This window comes from Paraburkholderia sp. Clong3, assembly GCF_050436485.1.
GTDB classification, from domain to species: Bacteria; Pseudomonadota; Gammaproteobacteria; order Burkholderiales; family Burkholderiaceae; genus Paraburkholderia; species Paraburkholderia tuberum.
The window spans coordinates 2063246-2083859 of record NZ_JBNDMH010000002.1; the positions used below are offsets into that span (position 1 = coordinate 2063246).

A 20614-nucleotide genomic window follows, 5' to 3' on the forward strand; every position below is an offset into this window, starting at 1 on the left:
TTCCGTGTCCGTGTTTGGCTTGCAGTGTCATATGTCGCATTGAGGCGCAATGCGCTCAGATGTCCGCTTCCACTTCGTTGCCCTTCTCTTCGAGCCAGCTGCGACGCGACGCGGCTTCGCCCTTGCCCATCAGCATCGTCATGCGCGCGACGGTCGCATCGTAGTCGAGTTCGCCGAGCGCGACCGGCTGCAGGCGGCGCGTGTCGGGATTCATCGTCGTGTCCCACAGCTGCTCGGCGCTCATTTCACCGAGACCCTTGAAGCGGCTGATCGACCACTGGTTGTCGCGCACGCCGTCCTTGCGCAGCTTGTCGAGAATCGCCTCGAGTTCGCCTTCGTCGAGCGCATAGAGCTTCTGCGCGGGCTTCTTGCCGCGCGCGGGCGCATCGACGCGAAACAGCGGCGGACGCGCGACGCACACATGACCGCGCTCGATCAGTTGCGGGAAATGCTTGAAGAACAGCGTGAGCAGCAGCACCTGGATATGCGAGCCGTCGACGTCCGCATCCGACAGAATGCAGATCTTGCCGTAGCGCAGATTCGACAGATCGATCTTGTCGTCCGGATTATGCGGATCGACGCCGATCGCCACTGAAATGTCGTGCACCTCGTTGTTCGCGAACAGGCGATCACGTTCGGTTTCCCATGTGTTCAGCACCTTGCCGCGCAGCGGCAGGATCGCCTGGTATTCCTTGTCGCGGCCCATCTTCGCGGAGCCGCCCGCCGAGTCGCCCTCGACGAGGAACAGTTCGTTGCGGCCGATTTCCGTCGATTCGCAATCGGTCAGCTTGCCGGGCAGCACGGCGACGCCCGAGCTCTTGCGCTTCTCGACCTTCTGCCCCGCACGCGTGCGCGCCTGCGCCTGCTTGATCACGAGGTCCGCGAGTTTCTTGCCATGCTCGACGTGCTGGTTCAACCACAGTTCGAGCGCCGGCCGAGCGAACGACGACACGAGCTTGACCGCATCGCGGCTATTCAGGCGCTCCTTGATCTGCCCTTGAAACTGCGGATCGAGCACCTTCGCCGACAGCACGAACGACACCCGCGCGAACACGTCTTCGGCGAGCAGTTTCACGCCCTTCGGCTGCAGGTTGTGCAACTCGACGAAGCTCTTGACCGCCTGATAAAGACCGTCGCGCAAGCCCGACTCATGCGTGCCGCCCGCGGGCGTAGGAATCAGGTTCACGTACGACTCGCGCGTGAGCGGTCCTTCCTCGCTCCACGCGACGACCCACGCCGCGCCCTCGCCTTCGGCGAACGTCTCTTCGCTCGAACGCGAGCTTTCCGCGTAGCGCTCGCCCTCGAACAGCGGAATCAGCAGATCGCTGCCGTTCATGCCTTCGAGCAGATAGCCGCGCAGGCCGTCTTCGTATTTCCAGCTTTGCCGCTCGCCGGTTTTCTCGTTGACGAGCGTGACCTCGACGCCCGGCAGCAGCACCGCTTTTGAGCGCAACAGACGCTGCAATTCGCCGAGCGGCAGGTTCGGTGAATCGAAGTACTTCGGATCGGCCCACGCGGTCACGCGCGTGCCGGATTTCTTGTCGGCCTTGGTGGCGGCACGCACTTCGAGCGGCTTCGCGACGTCGCCGTGCGCGAAGCTCAGTTCGGCGACCTTGCCGTCGCGCCACACGGTGACGTCGAGCCGCGTGGACAGCGCGTTGGTGACCGACACGCCGACGCCGTGCAGACCGCCCGAGAACGTATAGGCGCCGCCGGCGGCCTTGTCGAACTTGCCGCCCGCGTGCAAGCGCGTGAAAACGATTTCGACGACCGGTACGCCTTCGTCGGGGTGCAGGCCGAATGGAATGCCGCGGCCGTCGTCGTCGACCGAGACCGAATGGTCCGCGTGCAGCGTGACCGTGATTTGCCGGCCGTAGCCGCCGAGGGCCTCGTCCGATGCGTTGTCGATGACTTCCTGAATGATGTGCAGCGGATTCTCGGTGCGGGTGTACATGCCGGGTCGTTGCTTGACCGGCTCCAGACCCTTCAACACCTTGATCGACGCTTCGCTATACGCGGCGTTTGGCTTTTTCGTAGACATGATTGACTCGGTGCGTCGGTTCATCGTTGTCCACAGGTCCTGTGGACAGGGCCTGGACAATGCGTTGAGTATTCAAAAAAAGCGAAACGAAACAACGGGGTTAGGTGGAGCGCCCGCGATGCGGGCAAGCTGTTTTGTCGCGCGGCTTCCGTTGGCGCGCTCGAATGCCGGACATGGACGCACAGCCCGCCGGGGAAGCCTGTTCGCGGGGTATTGTACTGATTTCGATCACGGCGGCAATTGACCCCGCGCTGAATTGGCCGACCGGATAAGGCACGGCGGGCGTTGGGGGACATGCAATGGAGGATGGACGGCTCGCAGGACGGCGGCGCGATAGGTATCGGCGGAAAATGCACGGGCGCGCGCCGGCTGAATTTCGGTGCCGTGCGCGGCGGCGCTTTCTGTTGTTTTTGTGCCGGCCGCGCACGCCGCGTTACTTGACGCGGTTTTCCAGCTCGTCCCAACGTTCGAGCGCGAGCATCAACTCCTCGTCGATCTCGGCATAGCGCTCGGTCAGACGCGCGCCTTCGCGTGCATCTTTCGCGAACACCGAGCCGTCTTCGAGCTGCGCGCCGATTGCCTTCTGTTCGGCCTCGAGGTCGGCAATCATTTTCGGTAGCGCCTCCAGTTCGCGCTGCTCCTTGAACGACAGCTTCGCGCTGCGCTGCGCATTGCGGCCCGACGCGCTGTCCTTCGGCGCCGCTTCTTTCGGCGCTTCCTTGCTCGATTCTTTCTGCGCTTCGAGCGCGAGTTGCTCCGAGCGATCGCGCTGCGTCTGCCAGTCCGTGAAGCCGCCGACGTATTCGCGCCACTTGCCGCCGCCTTCCGATGCGATCACCGACGTCACGACGTTATCGAGAAAGGCGCGGTCGTGGCTGACGAGCAGCACCGTGCCGTCGTAGTCGATCAGCAGTTCTTCGAGCAGTTCGAGCGTCGGAATGTCGAGGTCGTTGGTCGGTTCATCGAGCACCAGCACGTTGGCCGGGCGCGCGAACAGGCGCGCGAGCAACAGCCGGTTGCGCTCGCCGCCCGACAGCGACTTGACCGGCGAACGCGCGCGCTCCGGCGCGAACAGGAAGTCGCCGAGATAGCTCATCACGTGCTTCTTCTGGCCGTTGATTTCGACCCACTCGCTGCCGGGGCTGATCGTGTCCGCGAGACTCTTTTCCAGATCGAGCGCCGCGCGCATCTGATCGAAATACGCGACCTGCGGATTCGTGCCGACGCGCACGTTGCCCTCGTCCGGCGCGAGTTCACCGAGGATCAGCTTCAGCAGCGTGGTCTTGCCCGCGCCGTTCGGACCGACGAAGCCGATCTTGTCGCCGCGCATCACCGTGGCCGTGAAGCGGTCCACCACCGCGCGCTCGCCATAGCGCTTCGTCACGTCCGTCAGTTCCGCCACGATCTTGCCGGACTTCTCGCCCTGACCGACGTCGAGCTTCACGTTGCCCTGCACGTTGCGGCGCTCGGCGCGCTCGTTGCGCATCTGCACGAGGCGCGCGATGCGGCCGACGCTGCGCGTGCGGCGTGCCTCGACGCCCTTGCGAATCCACACTTCTTCCTGCGCGAGCAGTTTGTCGAACTTCTCGCTCTCGATGCGCTCGACTTCGAGCTGCTGCGCCTTGCGCGTCTGGTACGCGGAGAAATTGCCCGGATACGACAGCAGCCGCCCGCGATCGAGCTCGACGATGCGCGTCGCGACGCGGTCGAGAAACGCGCGATCGTGTGTGATGAACAGCAGCCCGGCGCGCAGCGACACCAGCAGATCTTCGAGCCAGCGGATGCCGTCGAAGTCGAGATGGTTGGTCGGCTCGTCGAGCAGCAGCACGTCGGGCTGCACGACGAGCGCGCGCGCGAGCGCGGCGCGCTTCTGCATGCCGCCCGACAGCGAGCCGACACGGGCTTCGCCGTTCAGGCCGATCTGCTGCAGCGTGGTCGCGACGCGCGTGCTCCAATTCCATGCGTCCGCGGCGTCCAACGCCGATTGCAGCGTGTTCATGCGCGCGAGCAGCGCGTCGTGTTCGGCGCCCTCAGGCGTGTCGGCGAGCTGATGCGCGACCGCGTCGTATTCGTCGAGCAGCGCGCGCGCCTCGGTCAGTCCGGCGGCGACCGCGTCGAACACGGTGTCGTCGGCGTTGAACTCGGGCTCCTGCGGCACGTAGACCGTGCTCAGATGCTGCTGACGCGTGACGAGGCCGTCGTCGGGTTTGGCCAGATCGGCGACGATTTTCAACAGCGACGACTTGCCCGCGCCGTTGCGCCCGATCAGCCCGACGTGCTCGCCCGCTTCGAGCGAGAAATCCGCGCGGTCGAGCAGCGCGACGTGACCGAACGCGAGCTGCGCTCCGGTAATGGTGTAAAGCGACATGGGAATGGGAGAAGACAGCGATGAGTCGGAACTGCTCATTGTACCGGGCGCAGGGCCGGTCGCAGGTATGCCGGGCGGGAACATCCGTGCGATGAAGCGCGCGACACAGTGTGCAACGCGATCGGCGCGGGCCGGCGACGCGCGCGCCGGCCCGGCCTTTCAAGCAGTTGCTTACTTGACGTGCACCGTGATCGTCTTGCTCATCTCCGGCCCATACGAGCGATGCGCGCCGTCGCCGAATTGCAGCGTCAGCGTATGGTCGCCCGGCGGCAGCGTCAGATCGGTTTCAGTCTGGCCTTTGCCGAAGTGCAGCGACTTGTCGGTCGCGGGGACGACCTCGCCCTTCGGCAGCGGCTTGCCGTCGATCAGCAGGTGATGATGCCCGGTGCCGTCCGTCAGCGTGCCGGCGGGCGCGATCTTCATGCCGTCGAGGCCAAACACGACGTGCACCGGATTGGTGACGGTGGCGCCGTCCGCCGGTTGCACGAAGGTCACGCCCGCCGCCTGCGCCACACCCGACCCGGCGAGTAGCCCAGCCGCCGCGACGCCGACCAACCATCGGCTTTTAAACATCGTTTTCTCCTTTGGAAACGAAACCCGGCGATGCGGCGCCGCCAGCGGCCTCGCCCGAGACCGATCGTCGCAATAGGTGCGAAGCGCGCGCCGCATCTGTCCAATCAGATAGCTTGCAGGTCAAAGCGTACACGGCTTGTGTGACGAGGCCCGTCGCGCGAACCCGGGCTCGCCGCAAAGGCGTTGGGGCGGCGCCGCATCGGTCGTCTGCGGCTGATTTGACAAATTCCGGTAATATTGCGGGTCGCCGCGCCGCCCCATAAAGGGGCAGAGCAAGCCGGCCATTGCATTGAACGAGAGAGCGTGTCGTGAGCGAAGTGATCGAAGTGACGGAATTCAAGAGCTGGGTCTGCCTGATTTGCGGTTGGATCTACAACGAGGAAGACGGTCTGCCCGAAGAAGGCATCGCACCGGGCACGCGTTTCGCCGACATTCCGGAAGACTGGCGCTGCCCGCTGTGCGACGTGGGCAAGGCGGAGTTCGCGGTGGTGGAGTTTTGACAGTGAGATGAGCTTGGGGCGATAGGCGCGGTTGCGTGCGCTTCGCCAGATGCTCAGGTGGTTTGCGCGGCCCGGCAGGCGATGTCTGCGGGGCCGTTTGTTTTTGCGGGATTTGTGCGAGGCGCGGGCGGCTGCCGGCTTGGCTCTCCTTTTGCCCGCGCCGGTTTGATATACTCTGCGCTCGGTGGTCAGTCTGGACTCACCGAGTCCTCGCCGATCTGTCCGGCCCGGTCCTCTCCCTGTAGTTCAATGGATAGAACAAGTGCCTCCTAAGCGCTAGATACAGGTTCGATTCCTGTCAGGGGGACCAAGAAACGCCCGGGACGCCTTATTTCATAAGGAGCTCAGACGAGTTTGGCGTAAAATTGGCGTAATCGATAATGAGAGGTTACCGCGCGGAGGCTGGCGGTCGAGAAGTTGGGTATCAGCCAGGAAATCCTCGAGAGGCAACCGGCGCACAACGTCCGCGACAGCTTGGGAATAGCTTACAACCAGACTCAGTGGACGGATCAGCGGCTCGAGCTGATGGAAGCGTGGGCAGCCTACCTCAATCGTTTGCGCACGACGCCTGGCGCATAAGACCTATGGCACGAGCTCAGTGCCGAGCCTGCGCATCCTCCAACTGCTCGATGCGGTCGTTCAAGACAAATCGGATGATCGCCCGTAGATCGTCTGAGCAACCCTTGAACACCAGCCGGCGAACGACCCCCGCACCACGCTCAACGACCAGAACACCCAACAGTTCGTCGATAAAAGACTGCGTGGCGGATACGCCTGAGAACTCAATGACCACGCGCTCGACGTCGGCGTCGAGCTGTTGCTCGATCTGATCTCTAAACTCAAACGCCCGTGACCGGGTTCCGTAAAACCCATGTGGTGGGGCGATCGCAAGGCTAACAGTCTGCATAAACACCTCACTCGAATTGAAAGTCGCGCACTTCTCGAAGGGGCGCGATATTCCCAATAATATCGCCAATGACAACGTCCTGCAGCAGTTCGCGGCTCATCTGCAACGACACACCGACGCCCTGCCACTGACGCGCCAACTCGTCATAGTTTTGCCCGTCGGCTGTCGAGCGGAGCCAAGCGTCTCCGCTGATGATGTCCACTGTTCCTGCCGACGCGAGGGCGATGGCGTGAGATGCAGTAAGTCCGATACCCTGATTTCCCGAGTCCAAACCTCGAGCCAAATCCCTGTTGCAACTCACGCGAGGCCGCAGTGCTGCTTCGATCGCGGCCTGATGGGTCTGCTCCCGTAGCGCGGAGTGATCGCGCAAGCTGAGAAGAAAACCACAACCGTTATCTAGGATCGCCAAATGCACACGACCGGTACGGCGATAGTACTGTGCAGCAACCCAAATTTCAGCGGCGGTAAACCCGCGCGCGCGCCCGTGGAAGGCCGAGTTATTAAGTAGCTCGCTGAACACGTACTGCAACGCGCTGTGCATTCGGTCAGCTGGACTTGCATGCATCCCGTCCGGGTCGGGCTCGGCCGGCGCGCGGGACACCCCGACCACAGCAGCGGCGATGCGTCCTGCCGCCGGATCTACATCGTGACTGTTTCGTATCTGATGCAACTCGACCAGAGAATGTCCGAGCGCATTTCTGCGATTGTCGGCCGGCCGGTTTTGACAATGTACGTTCTCGAGACCATCGAAAAAATCCATGCGCTCAAGGTACGCAGCGTTGGCCGGGGAAAGATTCTCCAAGTGGATCTGCGCACCCGCCGCCGACAACAGCCCGAGATGATGCCTAAGTAGGCAAAGGCCCAGCGGATCAACAAACCGTAGATTGGCGCCATTGATCCGTAGTTCGTCATCCCGGTCTTCATAAAGCGCATTGAAGAATTCCGAAGCCTCGTGCAGGTCTTCGCTAGTGATGCGCTGCGGCGCCAAGTGCCGGGCCATTGTTTTTCCTAAAGCTCGTGTAGATGCGAGAAGTATATCGACACCGCCCAGCTAACTAAAGGTTGCGAGGCGCCGTGCCGTTGACATGGCCATGAATACCGAACCCACCGATATCGATGCTCTCACGGCCATCATCAACGCTTTCGGCCACACCCCAGACACCGTCGAGGCCAAAGCCGAACAGATCAACCTGGCGCTGTCTACTGGCGACTCCGGCATGGCCGCCGCTGTCGTTTTCGATCAGGCCAAGGACTGCCGCGTGCCAAAGGCTGCGGATGATCCGCAAGCCGACGACGTGTTCCCTTATCCAGACCTCGCACCCTTCGGAAATCATGGGTTAGCGCAGTTCATGGAAGCGCTGGGGCACCTTGGAATGCAACTCCTAGTACAGCCGGTCGACGCTTGAACGTTTGACCGGCTGAGTGTAGGCGACGCCAGTCAATCAGCTACAAATCCAATCGGCTGCCGAGGCTGCTCAGCTTTCAGTTTGATAAAGAGCAGCGACGCCTGCGTGTAATGCTGAACTAAGCGAGCGTCGTTGCCGTCCGGTGTAATTCCTTCAAAGCAAAAGTATTGTCCCGCGCGCGAAATCGTCTGAATCTGCAACGTCACCGTCTGGCCGAATGATGCGAGCATCGCACCGACCGTTTCACTGTCTGACAGCGTAGCTTCAAAAGCTCTAACCTGCCCTACAAGCGTTTCGAATGCCTGCACGTGTGGAGGATCGGGCAGCGGGGGTAGAGCCGGCAGACTAACATTTCCGAAACGGTCGATATTCATAACTAGGTCTGGTCATGGAAACAGCGCATTCTATGCTGAGCAAGCCATTCCAGCCACGATGACGTAGGGGTTCTTCGGTGTACGCTCGTCGTTCATCATGCACCGCACGCTCGCGTCACGGCCGCTTGCCGTAACGATCCATCTAGCATCACATCACTTCTTGACGGCAGCGGCGAACGCAGCTCGCACGCTGGAAAGGTTGGTATCCAGACGGGCCACAATAGAGTTCGCGCACTGGTCGATCGCCTGAGCGCCGCAAAGTCCGCCAGTAGAGTCCAAGTAAAACTGGAAAGATCCCGGGTTTCCAAAATCCGTCAGCGTGTACACGACCGTGAATGCAGTTTGTATTTGGGAGCCGGTTGCATCAATGCTTCCGAGATGGACCTGCAGCGCAGACTCTCCGGGAGTATCAACAATACGCATGCCCGCCGAATTTCGAATCTGCTCCTTCACTGCATACGCGAGGCGATGCCCCTGATTGTCTTCTGTATGGTCTTCGACAAACACGGCAGCCTTTGTCGGCTGCTGCGCTACAGCGATCGTTGATATTGAAATCAACAGCGATGCGACAGCAGACTTGAGTCTCATGGTCGCCCCGGAAATGGTCAAATTTTGTGACGCCAATGTTGCACCGAAAATGCGGCCAAAGGAAGGGGCACCCGAGTGTCTGGGCGCTGATATCTGCAAGCAGGCCGGCAACTATGTCCCTCCACGGGATGCGGCGCTGCTCAGCCGACAACCTGCTTCGCCACCACCTCAAACGGGTTCTCCTGCGTCTGCTCGTCGTTCAACACACACCGCACGCCGGCATCCTTCCCACCCTTGAGCCGGATCCCGCACGCACAGATGGATGACACCTCGTCGCCGTCGGTGGCGCAACCACACTGCGCACACCGAAACACGCGGTCCATCCGGAAGCACGTCACCGGGGCGGGCGAACCACATGGCGAGATCATCGTCGGCGGCCAGTCGCGGAAGTACTGGACGCTGGAATGAACGCCCGGCACTCACGACAGGCAGCGCGCGCCTGAATAGCTGCGACGGCGTGACGGTCGCGTAGTACGGCCGGATCTTCCGCTCAATAGGCGCACCGCCTCCGCGCGACGTACGCGGCGTGGGCACGACTGCGATCACATCGCCACGTTCGACGGCGTTCTGTAGCGCCCGAGCGGTCTGCTCTGGAGCAGCGCTACTCGCGTATGCGCCACTGCGCGCGTTGCGCATGAATTCGACGAGCCGCGCCAGCTGACGTGTGTCGCGCGTGAGTTCCCGCAATCCTGCCGAGGTAAAGAGCTGGCGGCCGGCGCGCGCCTCGTTGCTCAGGGCATTACCGTGATACTCATGTCGCGTGTAGAGCGTGCAGCGCCGATGCGTTCCGACGTCGAAGTCAATCGCCATCTGTCTGTAATCCCATCAACTTGTGCCTCCTCCAAAAGCGATTTGAAGAGGCTATGTAGCACAAAGCCGGGAACGGAGCGACAGATCCGACACAATCGTTGACACTCGCCCCTGCGCCGGTCCGCCATGCGTCACCACGCACGGCCGTGCGCGTGTCGAAGCGCCGAAAAGGCCGGACGAAAAACCGGACTTGCAAGGCTCCCTGCAAGGAGGAGACGAGTCTGGATGCTGCTGAATGCGGAGCAGCACTGAGGCGGTGAAGCGGCGAAAAACTACTCGCTTATGTGACGCCGGATATGAAGCGGCCCCGCTTTAGGGGGCTATACAAGCAAATCAATCGCCCCGCGATCGATTGCGCCGCATCCAGGTCACACAGAAATCGCACCCGTTTATCCTCAGGAGACCGATTTTAGGGGCACAGGTGGGGGCACAAACAATCGAAAACTCCCCGCAAACATCGCCAACCTTGACGTATGAATTCTGTCAGCCCCGCACACCTTGCGCTGCGGTGCTTTTTGTTGCCGATCCGCCTTCCAGGCGAACCACCCGTCCGACAACCCCGGAAAATCAGGCGCTCCCGGAAATCTCAGATCGCTATAATCTGCGAGCCGACTTCGAAACGTTTCCGAGGACCGACATGGATCAAGCGCTTGAATGCGTTACCGCGTTGAATTTTTGTGAGCAGGCCTATCTCGCCGCAAATCCGGACGTCGCTGAGGCTGTCAGGCTCGGTGCATTACGATCGGGAAGATCGCATTTCGAAGTTTTCGGAAGCGCCGAAAGTCATCGCAGGCAAGATGCACAGGTGGCGGCCCAATCCAGGCAGGAACGAAGAAAAATAATAGCGTCTGTCCTTCGCACTGATATGCCATTTAGTGACGACGGAAAATTTTTCGATTTTTTGTCGCCCGATCTGCGCTCCCAGTTCGACATTTACGACTCGGAACTGGCCGGAAGCAATCTGTACGATCAGGATGCACTGAGTATGATCGAGCGCCATCCGTCGGGGATCATTCTGGATTGTGGGGCCGGCAGCCGTCCCGCGATCTACGAAAACGTGATCAATTTCGACATCACCAACTATCCATCCACCGATGTGCGAGGTGTCGGCGAAGTTCTGCCATTCAAAGATGCATCGTTCGATGGCCTTCTGTCGTTGAATGTCCTCGAACATGTGAAGGACCCATTCACTGCCGCCAAAGAGATTCTTCGCGTGTTGAAGCCAGGAGGCGATCTGGTCGTGGTGGTTCCGCTCACTCAACCTACTCACGGCTACCCGCATCACTACTACAACATGACAGCCGAGGGGATTCTCAACCTCTTCGGATCTGCGATCAATGTCGAACGTGTGTACGTACCGGAATCGACATCGGCCATCTGGTCGATTTACTGGATCATGAGCGAATGGGCCGATGGTCTCGACGAGAATGCGCTGAAGGAATTCAAGGCGCTCACGGTCGAAGAAATTCTGCAAGGACCGCCGACGTTGCTGGATCGATCGTTTGTGAAGCAGCTAAGCGCAAAAAAGAATCTCGACATTGCGAGTTCGACGACGGTGATCGCGAAACGCGTTTGAGACGACGCCAGTCCGGCGGCTCCATTATTTTTGCATCGGCCGACGGACACTTTGCTCGTATATCGAAGGATCGACGACGTTCATCTGATCCTTTGGGCGTGCACCAAAGACTCGCTCGAAGTCCTCGGGACCCAGAATGTCAGCAGCGTCGTGGAGAAAAGACGAATAGGCCTGGTTCAGCTCCGAGGCGGACGGAACATCGCCGCCCTGCGGGGCATGTTGCAAACGCTCGACCCGCACCATGAATGTGCGTCGATGATTCATCAACGACTTGATTTTCGCATCCGCGTCGGGACCCTTCAAAGTCGCCTGAAGATGCTCCTGAAAATCGTCGACATCGGATTCCTGATGTCCTGGCTTCATCGCGTCACTCCCGCTTGGTGTCGAGCACTGAATCTTCTTGCTCGCCCATGCAGCATGCTGCTTGCCGTATGTTCCGAAGATCGCGATGCTCAACCAGTAGCCCCTGGACTTGCGGACGGTAGCTGGAGCCGCTCCACCGCTGCCGGTCGCCCAAAGAATCTGGTTTGACAGCTGATGGCATACACCATCGCGACCATAGCTGAATATCGTTCCACGAGCGGCCGGATCGATGTTCGAGTCCACATCGGGCTTACATAGACAACTAGCATAAAGCAGATTTGCCGCGCCGGAAGCCAAAAAACCATCCGCACTGACCGGCGTCCCACCTCGGGCGTGGAAGCTGCCCCAGCTGTACCAATAGTGCTCGCCCGCGATCAGGACGTCCGCCAGCGCTGGGTAAATCTTCACGCGGCTGTCGTAGGTCGTCACCCATGTATGGTCGACCACGGAATCCTGGAAATACGCCGGAACGGACCACGCGAACAATGTAACGGCGCTCATTGCTTCACCTTTTCGTCCGGTCGCGTCACAGCGCTGTCGCGCGATTCTCGCCCGATAAGCCGGTAAGAACTTTACTCACCTCAAAGGTTATACGCGCTCAGCGGTATTAATTTCAAGGACACGAAAAACCGTCGAAGCACCAGGAACGACGACAGCGGATGCCAGGCGCTCACGCGCGCATGACCGAACGCTTCGGAAACGCCCGGCACGAACGCGACGAGCGCGATAAACAACGCGGTGAGAATCCAGTAGAGCGGCACGACCCGCGCGATGCGGGCGCATATGAACGAGCGAACGAGCGCGCCGACTGGATTCCCGGGGGCAAACCCAGAGTCGCCAGCGCCATCACGAAGCCGGAGATCACGAAGAAGACGTCGACGCCGATTTCGCCATAGCGCGACACGCGCGGAAAAACATGGACGAGCCAGCCATGCGCGGCAACGATGCCGTCGGTATGAAACGCGACGACGCCCAGCGCGGCGGGCGCGCGCAACAGGCCATCAAGCCGGCCGCTGCGGAATATTCAGGCCGCGCACCACCGCCGGACGCTCGACGAACGCCGCCAGCACGCGCCGCACGTTCGGGAAGTCCTGAATGCCGACCAGTTCTCCCGCCTCATAGAAGCCGACCAGATTGCGCACCCACGGGAAGATCGCGATATCGGCGATCGAATACTGATCGCCCATCACCCATGTGCGTCCTTCCAGGCGCTGCTCCAGCACGCCGAGCAGCCGCTTCGATTCGGCGATGTAGCGATCGCGCGGACGCTTGTCCTCGTACTCCCTGCCGGCGAATTTGTGGAAGAAGCCGACCTGGCCGAACATCGGACCGATGCCGCCCATCTGGAACATCACCCACTGGATCGTCTCGTAGCGCCCGGCGGCGTCCTGCGGGATCAGCCGGCCGCTTTTGTCGGCGAGATAAATCAGGATCGCGCCCGATTCGAACAGCGGCAGCGGTTTGCCGTCGGGACCGTTCGGATCGAGAATCGCCGGAATCTTGTTGTTCGGGTTCAACGACAGAAACGCCGGCGTCATCTGATCGTTGGTATCGAAGCGCACCAGATGTGGCTCGTACGGCAAGCCGGTTTCCTCGAGCATGATCGAGATTTTTACGCCATTGGGCGTCGGCAGCGAATAGAGCTGAATCCGGTCCGAATGCTCGGCCGGCCATTTCTTCGTGATCGCGAAAGCGGATAAATCGGTCATGGGTTCGGGTCGCCCTATGGGACAGAAATTGCAAGACCGCCCAATATAAACCGCCTCGACACAACGCGTGCAAGGCCGCGTGAAGACCCTACAAACGCTGCGGCAACAGCGCCGTTCGCGATCGGCGGTTCACCACAAGTCCTTCGTCGCCGTACCCGCGCGCACATTGAAGCCCTCGCGCCACAGCGCCGCGCCGACCGTCAGCAGCAGCGTCTTTTCGGTGCTGTCGAGCAGTTCCCACGCGGCCGCGAGCCACGTCGCGAAGTTCGCGCAGGTCGCTTCGAGATCGGGGGGCGCCTTGCCTTCCAAATACTGCCGTTCGAACATCGAAAGTATCTTTTCGGGTGTCATCGGCGCGACCTCCTGATGGGATTGCGCCAAGTCTAAAGGGCTCGCGGCGCGTGCGGAATGCCGATCATCGCGATCACGGGTTACTCCCAGGCCGGCCGCCGCGCCAACGTCAGCCGTGACCCAACTTGTAAAATCGGACGCGTCGTGTCCGACCTGCGCCGTACAAAAAACAAAGGCGCCGCGACGATCGCGACGCCTCCGCCGTTACGGCAACCTGCACCAAACGGGTTCAGTGACGACCGCGCTTTGCATCGTCCTTGGCGTTTTCCTTCGCATCGCCATAGGCCTTCTGCACCTTGCCGGCGCCCTGCTGCAGGTCGCCCTTGAGTTCCTTCGCAGGGTCGTTCGTGGCCTTGCCGACGGCCTCGTTGACCTTGCCCTTGACCTGCTGGCCAACGCCCTTCACTTGATCCTTGTTCATGCTCGGCTCCCATATGCATAGTCGACGGAAATGCCGGCGCGGTATTCCGCCGGTGTGTGGGAAGCAGCAACGGCCGTTCCCGGCAGCTGCTCCGCGCGCGGGGCCGCGGCACCGACGAACGCCGACGCGCGATCGGGCAAATTTTTTATCAAAAGGCCTAAAGTCTCGCCGCGCAGCGCCGTAAATGCGCTCAGGGAGGAGTCATGGACCGCACGGAGACTACGATTTCGGGATCATCGCAAGCTGCGTTGATCGACCACGACATCGCGCACATCGCGCGGGTGATGCACGTATCGCTGCGCGGCGATTTCGGCGGTCCGATCCTGCCAGCCACCTATTGGCGCAAACGACTGACCGCGCTGGTCGACAGCGGCCAGCTTTCTACCGCCCAATTGGACAAAGTCGACAGCCTGCTGCTGCAACTCGATCGGCTGGCCTCGACGCCGCTGCCCGAATGGGAACGCTTCGCGCCCGCGCCGACCTCGCGATTCGAGCGGGCTGCCCCGGTGAAGAAGGTGAAGTCGGCCTGACCGCATCCGCATCCGCCCCCACCCGCTGCACCCGCACGCGTGGCGCCAAGCGGGCACGCCGCTCGTCTTGCGCGCCGCAAAAAAAGCGGCCGGGCACGAGGTCGCGGCCGCCAACACACGTCGCAACGCCGGAAACCAGCGTCACGGGACGAGCGTATATCCGCCTTCGTCACAGGCATGTTTCGCCGCAGACAAACGCAGCGGCGCGACGTATCGCGAAAAATTCCTGATCAATCGGCGCCAACAATAGGGAAATGGGACGACCTTAGGTCATAATGTCCGCAAAAATTCCCAGCAAGGACGCCACGTGACCCTCGCCGCCCCCTTCGACCTGCTCAAGCAGGCGCGCGCCCGTTTCACCCAACGCGAAATCGCAGCCCATGTCGGCAAGGACATCAAGACGGTGCGTCGCTGGGAAAAAGGTGAAACGCCTTGTCCCGCGATGCTGGAAGCCGCGTTGCGCGATCTACTGCGGCAAGGCGCGCGTGAGGCGCAACACGCGGGCGACGCGGCGCGCTTCCGCTTCATCGATCTGTTCGCGGGTATCGGCGGCATTCGCATGGGCTTCGAGGCGCACGGCGGCGAATGCGTGTTCACCAGCGAGTGGAACGAGTTCTCGACGCGGACTTATCGCGAGAACCACGGCGACAACTCCGCGAGCGGCGGCGCGCACGCGCTGATCGGCGACATCGTCACGTTTCCCGCCGAGGACGTGCCGAGCCACGACGTGCTGCTCGGCGGCTTTCCGTGCCAGCCGTTTTCGATCGCCGGCGTCAGCAAGAAAAACGCGCTTGGCCGGCCGCACGGCTTCGAATGCACGACCCAGGGCACGCTGTTTTTCGACGTCGCGCGCATCATCGCCGCGAAGCGCCCCGCCGCGTTCCTGCTCGAAAACGTAAAGAACCTGCTGTCGCACGACAAGGGCCGCACCTTCGACGTGATCCTGCAAACGCTGCGCGACGAGCTCGGCTACGAGGTGCACTACCGCGTGATCGATGGCCAGCATTTCACGCCTCAGCATCGCGAGCGCATCATCGTGGTGGGCTTTCGCGGCAAGACCGGGTTCACATGGGACGACCTGCGCCTGCCCGAACAGGGTCCGCGGCTCGGCGCGATCCTGCATCGCACGGACGGCACGGAACCGGTGCTGCCGTGGGACCACGAGCGCTTCTTCGACCACGCCGCGCGCCGCGTGCAGCCGAAGTACACGCTCACCCCGAAGCTGTGGGCGTATCTGCAAAACTACGCGGCCAAGCATCGTGCGGCGGGCAACGGCTTCGGTTTCGGCATGGCCTATCCGGACAGCGTGACGCGCACGCTGTCGGCGCGCTATCACAAGGACGGCTCCGAAATTCTCGTCTATCAGGGCGAGGCGCTGCGCCCGCGTCGCCTGACGCCGCGCGAATGCGCTCGACTGATGGGCTTTCCCGACACCTTCAGGATTCCGGTCAGCGATACGCAGGCCTACCGGCAGTTCGGCAATAGCGTCGTGATGCCGGTGATGCGCGAAGTGGCGCGTATCATGCTGCCGCATGTGCAAACCCTGCTTGCCCACCCGACCCGCGATGCGTCGAAACACTCCCTGCCGCTCTACGCGTGAGCGGCCGCGCGACCCGTTGGCCCGCTGACGATGGTCGATATCGTCGATAGCGCGACGCGCAGCCGGATGATGTCCGGCATTCGCGGCCGCAACACCAAGCCGGAGATCCTGATCCGCAGCCTGCTGCATCGGCGGGGCCTGCGCTTCCGGCTCGACGCGCGCGATCTGCCCGGCCGCCCCGACATCGTGCTGCCGCGCTATCGCGCGGTGGTGCTCGTGCATGGCTGCTTCTGGCATGGCCACGACTGTCATCTGTTCAAATGGCCGCAGACGCGGCCCGACTTCTGGCGCGACAAGATCGGCCGCAATCGCAGCAACGACGACAAGGTGCGCGCCGCGCTGCTCGCGAGCGGCTGGCGCGTCGCGGTCGTGTGGGAATGCGCTTTGCGAGGCGGGAATCGCGATATCGCGGGCGTGATCGAGCGGCTCGTCGCGTGGATCGGAAGCGACGCGCCGGAGTTGGAGGAACGCGGCTGAAAACCGCGCGCGACCTGCCCGGCTCGCGCGAGTCTCGCGCCGCTGGTGCTACACTCGAAAGGCTCACCCGGCGCGCTTTCGAGATGCCTTCGAGGCACGCTTCGGCGGCGTTTTCCGGGTGCTTCCAGGCGCTTTCGCGGCACGTCCTCACGCGCTTCGGCATGCCGCGAGATGCGCCGCGCCCGCCGCGACATCGCGAACTCCGACGATCCCAGAACCAATCAACAAGGGAGGCACATCATGGCTGACTTCCGTCTCTGGTCCGACGATTTTCCCACCAACGGCTTCATGCCGAGAGCCCACGAGTACAACGACAAGGCGTTCGGCGGCGACGGCGAAAACATCTCGCCGTCGCTGCAATGGGAAGCGCCGCCCGCGGACACGCAAAGCTTCGCGCTCACCGTTCACGATCCCGACGCGCCGACCGGCAGCGGCTTCTGGCATTGGGTCGTCGTGAACATTCCGGCCGACGCGCGCTCGCTGCCGCGCAACGCCGGCAAGGCCGACGGCTCGCTGCTGCCGCAGGGCGCGATGCAGGTGCGCAACGACTACGGGACGGTCGGCTTCGGCGGCGCCGCGCCGCCGCGCGGCGATCGCACGCATCGCTATATCTTCCGGCTGCATGCGCTGAAAGTGCCGCATCTGCCGGTCAGCGCGGAAACCACCAACGCGGTCGCGCGCTTCATGACGCACCTGAACGAAATCGATTCGACGACCCACACGGGCCTCTACGAACTCAAATAACGCACGCGCGGCGCCGGCGCCCGGTAACGCCGGCGCCGCGCCGACCGATACGCCCGCAGCGGCCAGCGCGTGAGCCGCGCACAGGCGCGCCAACATCTCCGACAAATCAAACAATCGATGCCCGCACCCTCCCCGCGCACGGACGGCTCGACGCCCTCCGCTTCCCGCTTCGAAGGCAAGGAACTGGGCCTACCGGTCCCACAACGCTACTGGGCGATGCTCGTCATCGCGCTCTCGCTGACGCTCGCGGTGCTCGACAGCGCAATCGCCAACGTCGCGCTGCCGACGATCGCGCGCAACCTCAATGCGAGCGCCGCCGCGTCGATCTGGGTCGTCAACGCGTATCAGCTCGCGATCACGATCTCGCTGCTGCCGCTCGCGTCGCTCGGCGACCGCATCGGCTACCGGCGCATTTATCTGGCGGGCCTGATCCTGTTCACGGTCGCGTCGTTCGGTTGCGCGCTGTCGAACTCGCTGGCGACGCTCGCGCTCGCGCGAGTGGTTCAGGGCTTCGGCGCGGCCGGCATCATGAGCGTGAACACCGCGATCGTGCGCATGATCTATCCGCCTAACCAGCTCGGGCGCGGCGTCTCGATCAACGCGATGGTGGTGGCGGTGTCGTCGGCGGTCGGGCCGACGGTCGCCTCGGGCGTGCTCGCGATCGCGAGCTGGCCGTGGCTGTTCGCGATCAACGTGCCGATCGGCATCGCGGCGATCGTCGGCGGCTTCAAGGCGCTGCCGATGAACCCCGGCCACGAATCCCCGTATGACTATCTGAGCGCGGTGATGAACGCGTTCGTGTTCGGCCTGCTGATTTTCGCGGTCGATGGCCTCGGCCACGGCGAGCATTTCGGCTACGTAACGCTCGAGGCGCTCGGAGCGCTGGTCATCGGCTACTTCTTCGTGCGTCGCCAGCTGACGCGGCCCGCCCCGCTGCTGCCGATCGACCTGCTGCGTATTCCGGTGTTCGCGCTGTCGGTCGGCACGTCGGTCTGCTCGTTCTGCGCGCAGATGCTCGCGTTCGTGTCACTGCCGTTCCTGCTGCAGGAAACGCTCGGCATGTCGCAGGTCGAAACGGGTCTTTTGATGACGCCGTGGCCCGCGATCATCATCATCGCGGCGCCCATTGCCGGCGTGCTGTCGGACAGGATATCGGCCGGCTGGCTCGGCGGCGTCGGACTCGCCGCGATGACCGTCGGCCTGCTGCTGCTCGCGACGCTCGGGCCTCACCCGGACGCGCTGCAGATTTCGTGGCGCATGGCGCTGTGCGGCGCGGGCTTCGGCATCTTCCAGTCGCCGAACAATCGCACGATGCTGTCGTCCGCGCCGCACGAACGCAGCGGCGGCGCGAGCGGCATGCTCGGCACCGCGCGCCTGACCGGGCAAACGCTCGGCGCGGCGCTGGTCGCGCTGATCTTCGGCGTCGCGCCGCAGAGCGGGACGATCATCGCGCTGTATGTGGCCGCGGGGTTCTCGGCGGTCGCGGCGGTCGTCAGCACGATGCGGGTCATGCAGAAGGCGGCGCAGCCGGCCTGAGGGCTGTGGCCGCTACGCGCGCAAGACATGCACGATAAAAGGCGCGCATCGCACGAGGCGATGCACGCCTTTTTGCCTTGATCTTCCCTGTCACTCCACGCACGACGTGAGCGGCACAGGCGCCGCCCGCCTGCGCGGGCCGCGCCCTTCGGCTCAGGGCGATGCCGTCACGTCAGCGAGCTTTACCGCTTTGGCCGTCACCGAAGACGCGGTCGCGACGTGGCGCAGATCATCGAGCAACGTATCGCGCCACACCGACAGGTTGCTCTCGCGCATCGGCTCCATCATGTCCGCATGACGCGCCTGACGTTCGGCGAGCGGCATCGCTAATGCGCGCTCGAGCGCTTCGGCCATCTGCGACAGATCGAACGGATTGACGACGAGCGCGCCCGGCAGCTGCTCGGCCGCGCCCGCGAACTGCGACAGCACGAGCACCCCCGGATCGGCCGGATCCTGCGACGCGACGTACTCCTTGGCCACCAGATTCATGCCGTCGCGCAGCGGCGTCACATAGCCGACCTGCGACTGGCGGAAGAGCGCCATCAGCAGATTGCGCTCGTACTTGCGGTTCAGATACTGGATCGGCGTCCAGTCGAGCTGCGCGAACCGGCCGTTGATGCGGCCCGCCTCGCCTTCGAGCGTTTGCCGGATGCGCTGATAGGTCTGCACGTCGGCGCGGGTCGGCGGCGCGATCTGCACGAGCGACACGCGGCCGTGCCAGCCGGGCGCGTTCTGCAACAGCCGCTCGAATGCCTGGAAGCGCTCGACCAGCCCCTTCGAATAATCGAGCCGGTCGACGCTCATGATCAGCTTGCGCCCGCGCATGCCGTCGCGCAGGCTGCGCACCGCCTTGCGGTCGGTGAACTGCTCGGCGGCCTTCGCGATCGCGTCGGGATAGATGCCGATCGGGTACGCGCCGACCTTCAGGAAGCGGTTGTACGCGTGCACCATGCCGTCTTCACTCGACGTTCCGTGGTGACCGCGCTCGATATAGTCGACGAACGACTGGCGATCCGCCTCGGTCTGAAAGCCGATCACGTCGTAGCTGCACATCGCCTTGACGAGTTCTTCATGCGGCGGAATCGTGCGCAACACTTCGGGCACCGGAAACGGAATGTGCAGGAAGAAGCCGATCGGGTTCTTCACGCCGAGCTCGCGCAGGCAGCGCGCGAACGGCAGCAGATGGTAGTCGTGCACCCAGATGATGTCGCTGGGCTTGAGCAGTTCCTTGAGCTGCTTCGCGAGCGTCGCGTTGACGCGCTGGTAGCCCGCGTAGTCCTCGCGGTCGTAGCGGGACAGGTCGTTGCGATAGTGGAAGGTCGGCCACAACGTGGTGTTCGAAAAACCGCGGTAGTACTCGTCGTAATCGCGCTTGGTGAGGCCCACAGTCGCGTAGGTGACGTTGCCCTGCTTCTCGATCACGGGCGCGGATGGCTCGCTGACCGTTTCGCCGCTCCAGCCGAACCAGACGCCGCCGGTCTCCTTCAGTGCGTCCAGCACGCCGATCGCGAGCCCGCCCGCTGCCGGACGCGCTTCCTGAATCGGTGCGACACGATTCGATACCACGATCAATCTGCTCATTAGTGCTCCATTGTTTCGTTGTATGCGGAATTGCGCCAAAACGGTGCATGCAATCATCGTGCCGATATATGAGATATCGGAAATAAAGTTGTATGAAAATGTGACAAACGAGCAAATCCCCGCCATCATCACGGATCGCGAAGAAAATTTTTCTGTTAA

Annotated in this window: 22 protein-coding genes and 1 tRNA gene; 9 read left to right on the forward strand and 14 right to left on the reverse strand. The window is 62.6% G+C overall.

The features are described from left to right. Nucleotides 1–55: 55 nt before the first annotated feature. The 3 genes from OKW30_RS13730 to OKW30_RS13740 all read right to left on the reverse strand — a co-directional run bounded on the left by OKW30_RS13730 (nt 56) and on the right by OKW30_RS13740 (nt 4982). Complete coding sequence (locus OKW30_RS13730) at nt 56–2041, reverse strand: DNA topoisomerase IV subunit B (protein ID WP_184065576.1); 1986 nt, start codon at nt 2039–2041, stop codon at nt 56–58. 433 nt (nt 2042–2474) lie between these two features. Further along, nucleotides 2475–4409, reverse strand: a complete 1935-nt coding sequence (locus OKW30_RS13735; protein WP_184065757.1) for an ATP-binding cassette domain-containing protein — start codon at nt 4407–4409, stop codon at nt 2475–2477. 171 nt (nt 4410–4580) lie between these two features. Continuing rightward, complete coding sequence (locus OKW30_RS13740) at nt 4581–4982, reverse strand: DUF4399 domain-containing protein (protein ID WP_429346922.1); 402 nt, start codon at nt 4980–4982, stop codon at nt 4581–4583. 308 nt (nt 4983–5290) lie between these two features. Between OKW30_RS13740 and OKW30_RS13745 the strand changes: the two genes are divergently transcribed. Together OKW30_RS13745 and OKW30_RS13750 are read left to right on the forward strand one after the other, a co-directional pair. Further along, the gene (locus OKW30_RS13745; protein ID WP_184009557.1) at nt 5291–5482 is read left to right on the forward strand and encodes a rubredoxin; all 192 of its coding nucleotides are present in this window, start codon (nt 5291–5293) and stop codon (nt 5480–5482) included. Between the two features lie 235 nt (nt 5483–5717). Further along, nucleotides 5718–5792 (forward strand) — tRNA-Arg (locus OKW30_RS13750). A gap of 285 nt (nt 5793–6077) precedes the next feature. Here OKW30_RS13750 and OKW30_RS13755 read toward each other — a convergent pair. Next, nucleotides 6078–6389 carry an STAS-like domain-containing protein gene (locus tag OKW30_RS13755; protein WP_429346923.1) on the reverse strand — a complete coding sequence of 104 codons (312 nt, stop codon included), beginning with the start codon at nt 6387–6389 and terminating at the stop codon, nt 6078–6080. 7 nt (nt 6390–6396) lie between these two features. Then, a complete protein-coding gene (locus OKW30_RS13760) occupies nt 6397–7389 on the reverse strand; it encodes an ATP-binding protein (RefSeq protein ID WP_429346924.1) in 993 nt (330 codons plus the stop codon). Nucleotides 7390–7480: 91 nt separating this feature from the next. On the opposite strand from OKW30_RS13760, the gene OKW30_RS13765 reads away from it, so the two are divergent. Further along, entirely contained in the window at nt 7481–7795 is a 315-nt protein-coding gene (locus tag OKW30_RS13765) for a hypothetical protein (protein WP_429346925.1), read from the forward strand. A gap of 32 nt (nt 7796–7827) precedes the next feature. On the opposite strand, the gene OKW30_RS13770 is transcribed toward OKW30_RS13765, so the two are convergent. The 3 genes from OKW30_RS13770 to OKW30_RS13780 all read right to left on the reverse strand — a co-directional run bounded on the left by OKW30_RS13770 (nt 7828) and on the right by OKW30_RS13780 (nt 9567). Beyond that, entirely contained in the window at nt 7828–8169 is a 342-nt protein-coding gene (locus OKW30_RS13770) for a DUF6173 family protein (RefSeq protein ID WP_429346926.1), read from the reverse strand. Nucleotides 8170–8322: 153 nt separating this feature from the next. Then, nucleotides 8323–8757, reverse strand: a complete 435-nt coding sequence (locus OKW30_RS13775; protein WP_429346927.1) for a hypothetical protein — start codon at nt 8755–8757, stop codon at nt 8323–8325. Nucleotides 8758–8925: 168 nt separating this feature from the next. Continuing rightward, the gene (locus OKW30_RS13780; RefSeq protein WP_429346928.1) at nt 8926–9567 is read right to left on the reverse strand and encodes a hypothetical protein; all 642 of its coding nucleotides are present in this window, start codon (nt 9565–9567) and stop codon (nt 8926–8928) included. A gap of 637 nt (nt 9568–10204) precedes the next feature. Between OKW30_RS13780 and OKW30_RS13785 the strand changes: the two genes are divergently transcribed. Continuing rightward, nucleotides 10205–11143, forward strand: coding sequence for a class I SAM-dependent methyltransferase (locus tag OKW30_RS13785; protein WP_184065564.1), 939 nt, complete (start codon nt 10205–10207; stop codon nt 11141–11143). A 24-nt stretch (nt 11144–11167) separates the two neighbouring features. Here OKW30_RS13785 and OKW30_RS13790 read toward each other — a convergent pair whose 3' ends face one another. The 5 genes from OKW30_RS13790 to OKW30_RS13810 form a co-directional block, all read right to left on the reverse strand. After that, complete coding sequence (locus OKW30_RS13790; protein ID WP_429346929.1) at nt 11168–12007, reverse strand: hypothetical protein; 840 nt, start codon at nt 12005–12007, stop codon at nt 11168–11170. A gap of 169 nt (nt 12008–12176) precedes the next feature. Beyond that, nucleotides 12177–12500 carry a hypothetical protein gene (locus OKW30_RS13795; RefSeq protein ID WP_429346930.1) on the reverse strand — a complete coding sequence of 108 codons (324 nt, stop codon included), beginning with the start codon at nt 12498–12500 and terminating at the stop codon, nt 12177–12179. Between the two features lie 7 nt (nt 12501–12507). Beyond that, complete coding sequence (locus OKW30_RS13800) at nt 12508–13215, reverse strand: glutathione binding-like protein (protein ID WP_184065556.1); 708 nt, start codon at nt 13213–13215, stop codon at nt 12508–12510. Nucleotides 13216–13344: 129 nt separating this feature from the next. Further along, on the reverse strand, nt 13345–13566 hold the full coding sequence (locus tag OKW30_RS13805; protein WP_184021431.1) for a hypothetical protein: 222 nt from the start codon (nt 13564–13566) through the stop codon (nt 13345–13347). A 229-nt stretch (nt 13567–13795) separates the two neighbouring features. After that, on the reverse strand, nt 13796–13987 hold the full coding sequence (locus tag OKW30_RS13810) for a CsbD family protein (protein WP_184065553.1): 192 nt from the start codon (nt 13985–13987) through the stop codon (nt 13796–13798). Between the two features lie 203 nt (nt 13988–14190). Between OKW30_RS13810 and OKW30_RS13815 the strand changes: the two genes are divergently transcribed. The 5 genes from OKW30_RS13815 to OKW30_RS13835 all read left to right on the forward strand — a co-directional run bounded on the left by OKW30_RS13815 (nt 14191) and on the right by OKW30_RS13835 (nt 18874). Further along, nucleotides 14191–14517, forward strand: a complete 327-nt coding sequence (locus OKW30_RS13815) for a hypothetical protein (RefSeq protein WP_184065550.1) — start codon at nt 14191–14193, stop codon at nt 14515–14517. Nucleotides 14518–14824: 307 nt separating this feature from the next. Further along, nucleotides 14825–16117: a DNA (cytosine-5-)-methyltransferase gene (gene dcm, locus OKW30_RS13820; protein ID WP_184065547.1), complete on the forward strand. Its 1293-nt coding sequence runs from the start codon at nt 14825–14827 to the stop codon at nt 16115–16117. A 30-nt stretch (nt 16118–16147) separates the two neighbouring features. Beyond that, on the forward strand, nt 16148–16594 hold the full coding sequence (locus OKW30_RS13825) for a very short patch repair endonuclease (RefSeq protein ID WP_184065544.1): 447 nt from the start codon (nt 16148–16150) through the stop codon (nt 16592–16594). 240 nt (nt 16595–16834) lie between these two features. Beyond that, complete coding sequence (locus OKW30_RS13830; protein WP_018419796.1) at nt 16835–17338, forward strand: YbhB/YbcL family Raf kinase inhibitor-like protein; 504 nt, start codon at nt 16835–16837, stop codon at nt 17336–17338. A gap of 117 nt (nt 17339–17455) precedes the next feature. Further along, on the forward strand, nt 17456–18874 hold the full coding sequence (locus OKW30_RS13835) for an MFS transporter (protein WP_429346931.1): 1419 nt from the start codon (nt 17456–17458) through the stop codon (nt 18872–18874). Nucleotides 18875–19027: 153 nt separating this feature from the next. Here the strand turns inward: OKW30_RS13835 and otsA are convergent, their stop codons facing one another. After that, the gene (otsA, locus tag OKW30_RS13840) at nt 19028–20455 is read right to left on the reverse strand and encodes an alpha,alpha-trehalose-phosphate synthase (UDP-forming) (protein ID WP_184065538.1); all 1428 of its coding nucleotides are present in this window, start codon (nt 20453–20455) and stop codon (nt 19028–19030) included. Nucleotides 20456–20614: the final 159 nt, after the last annotated feature.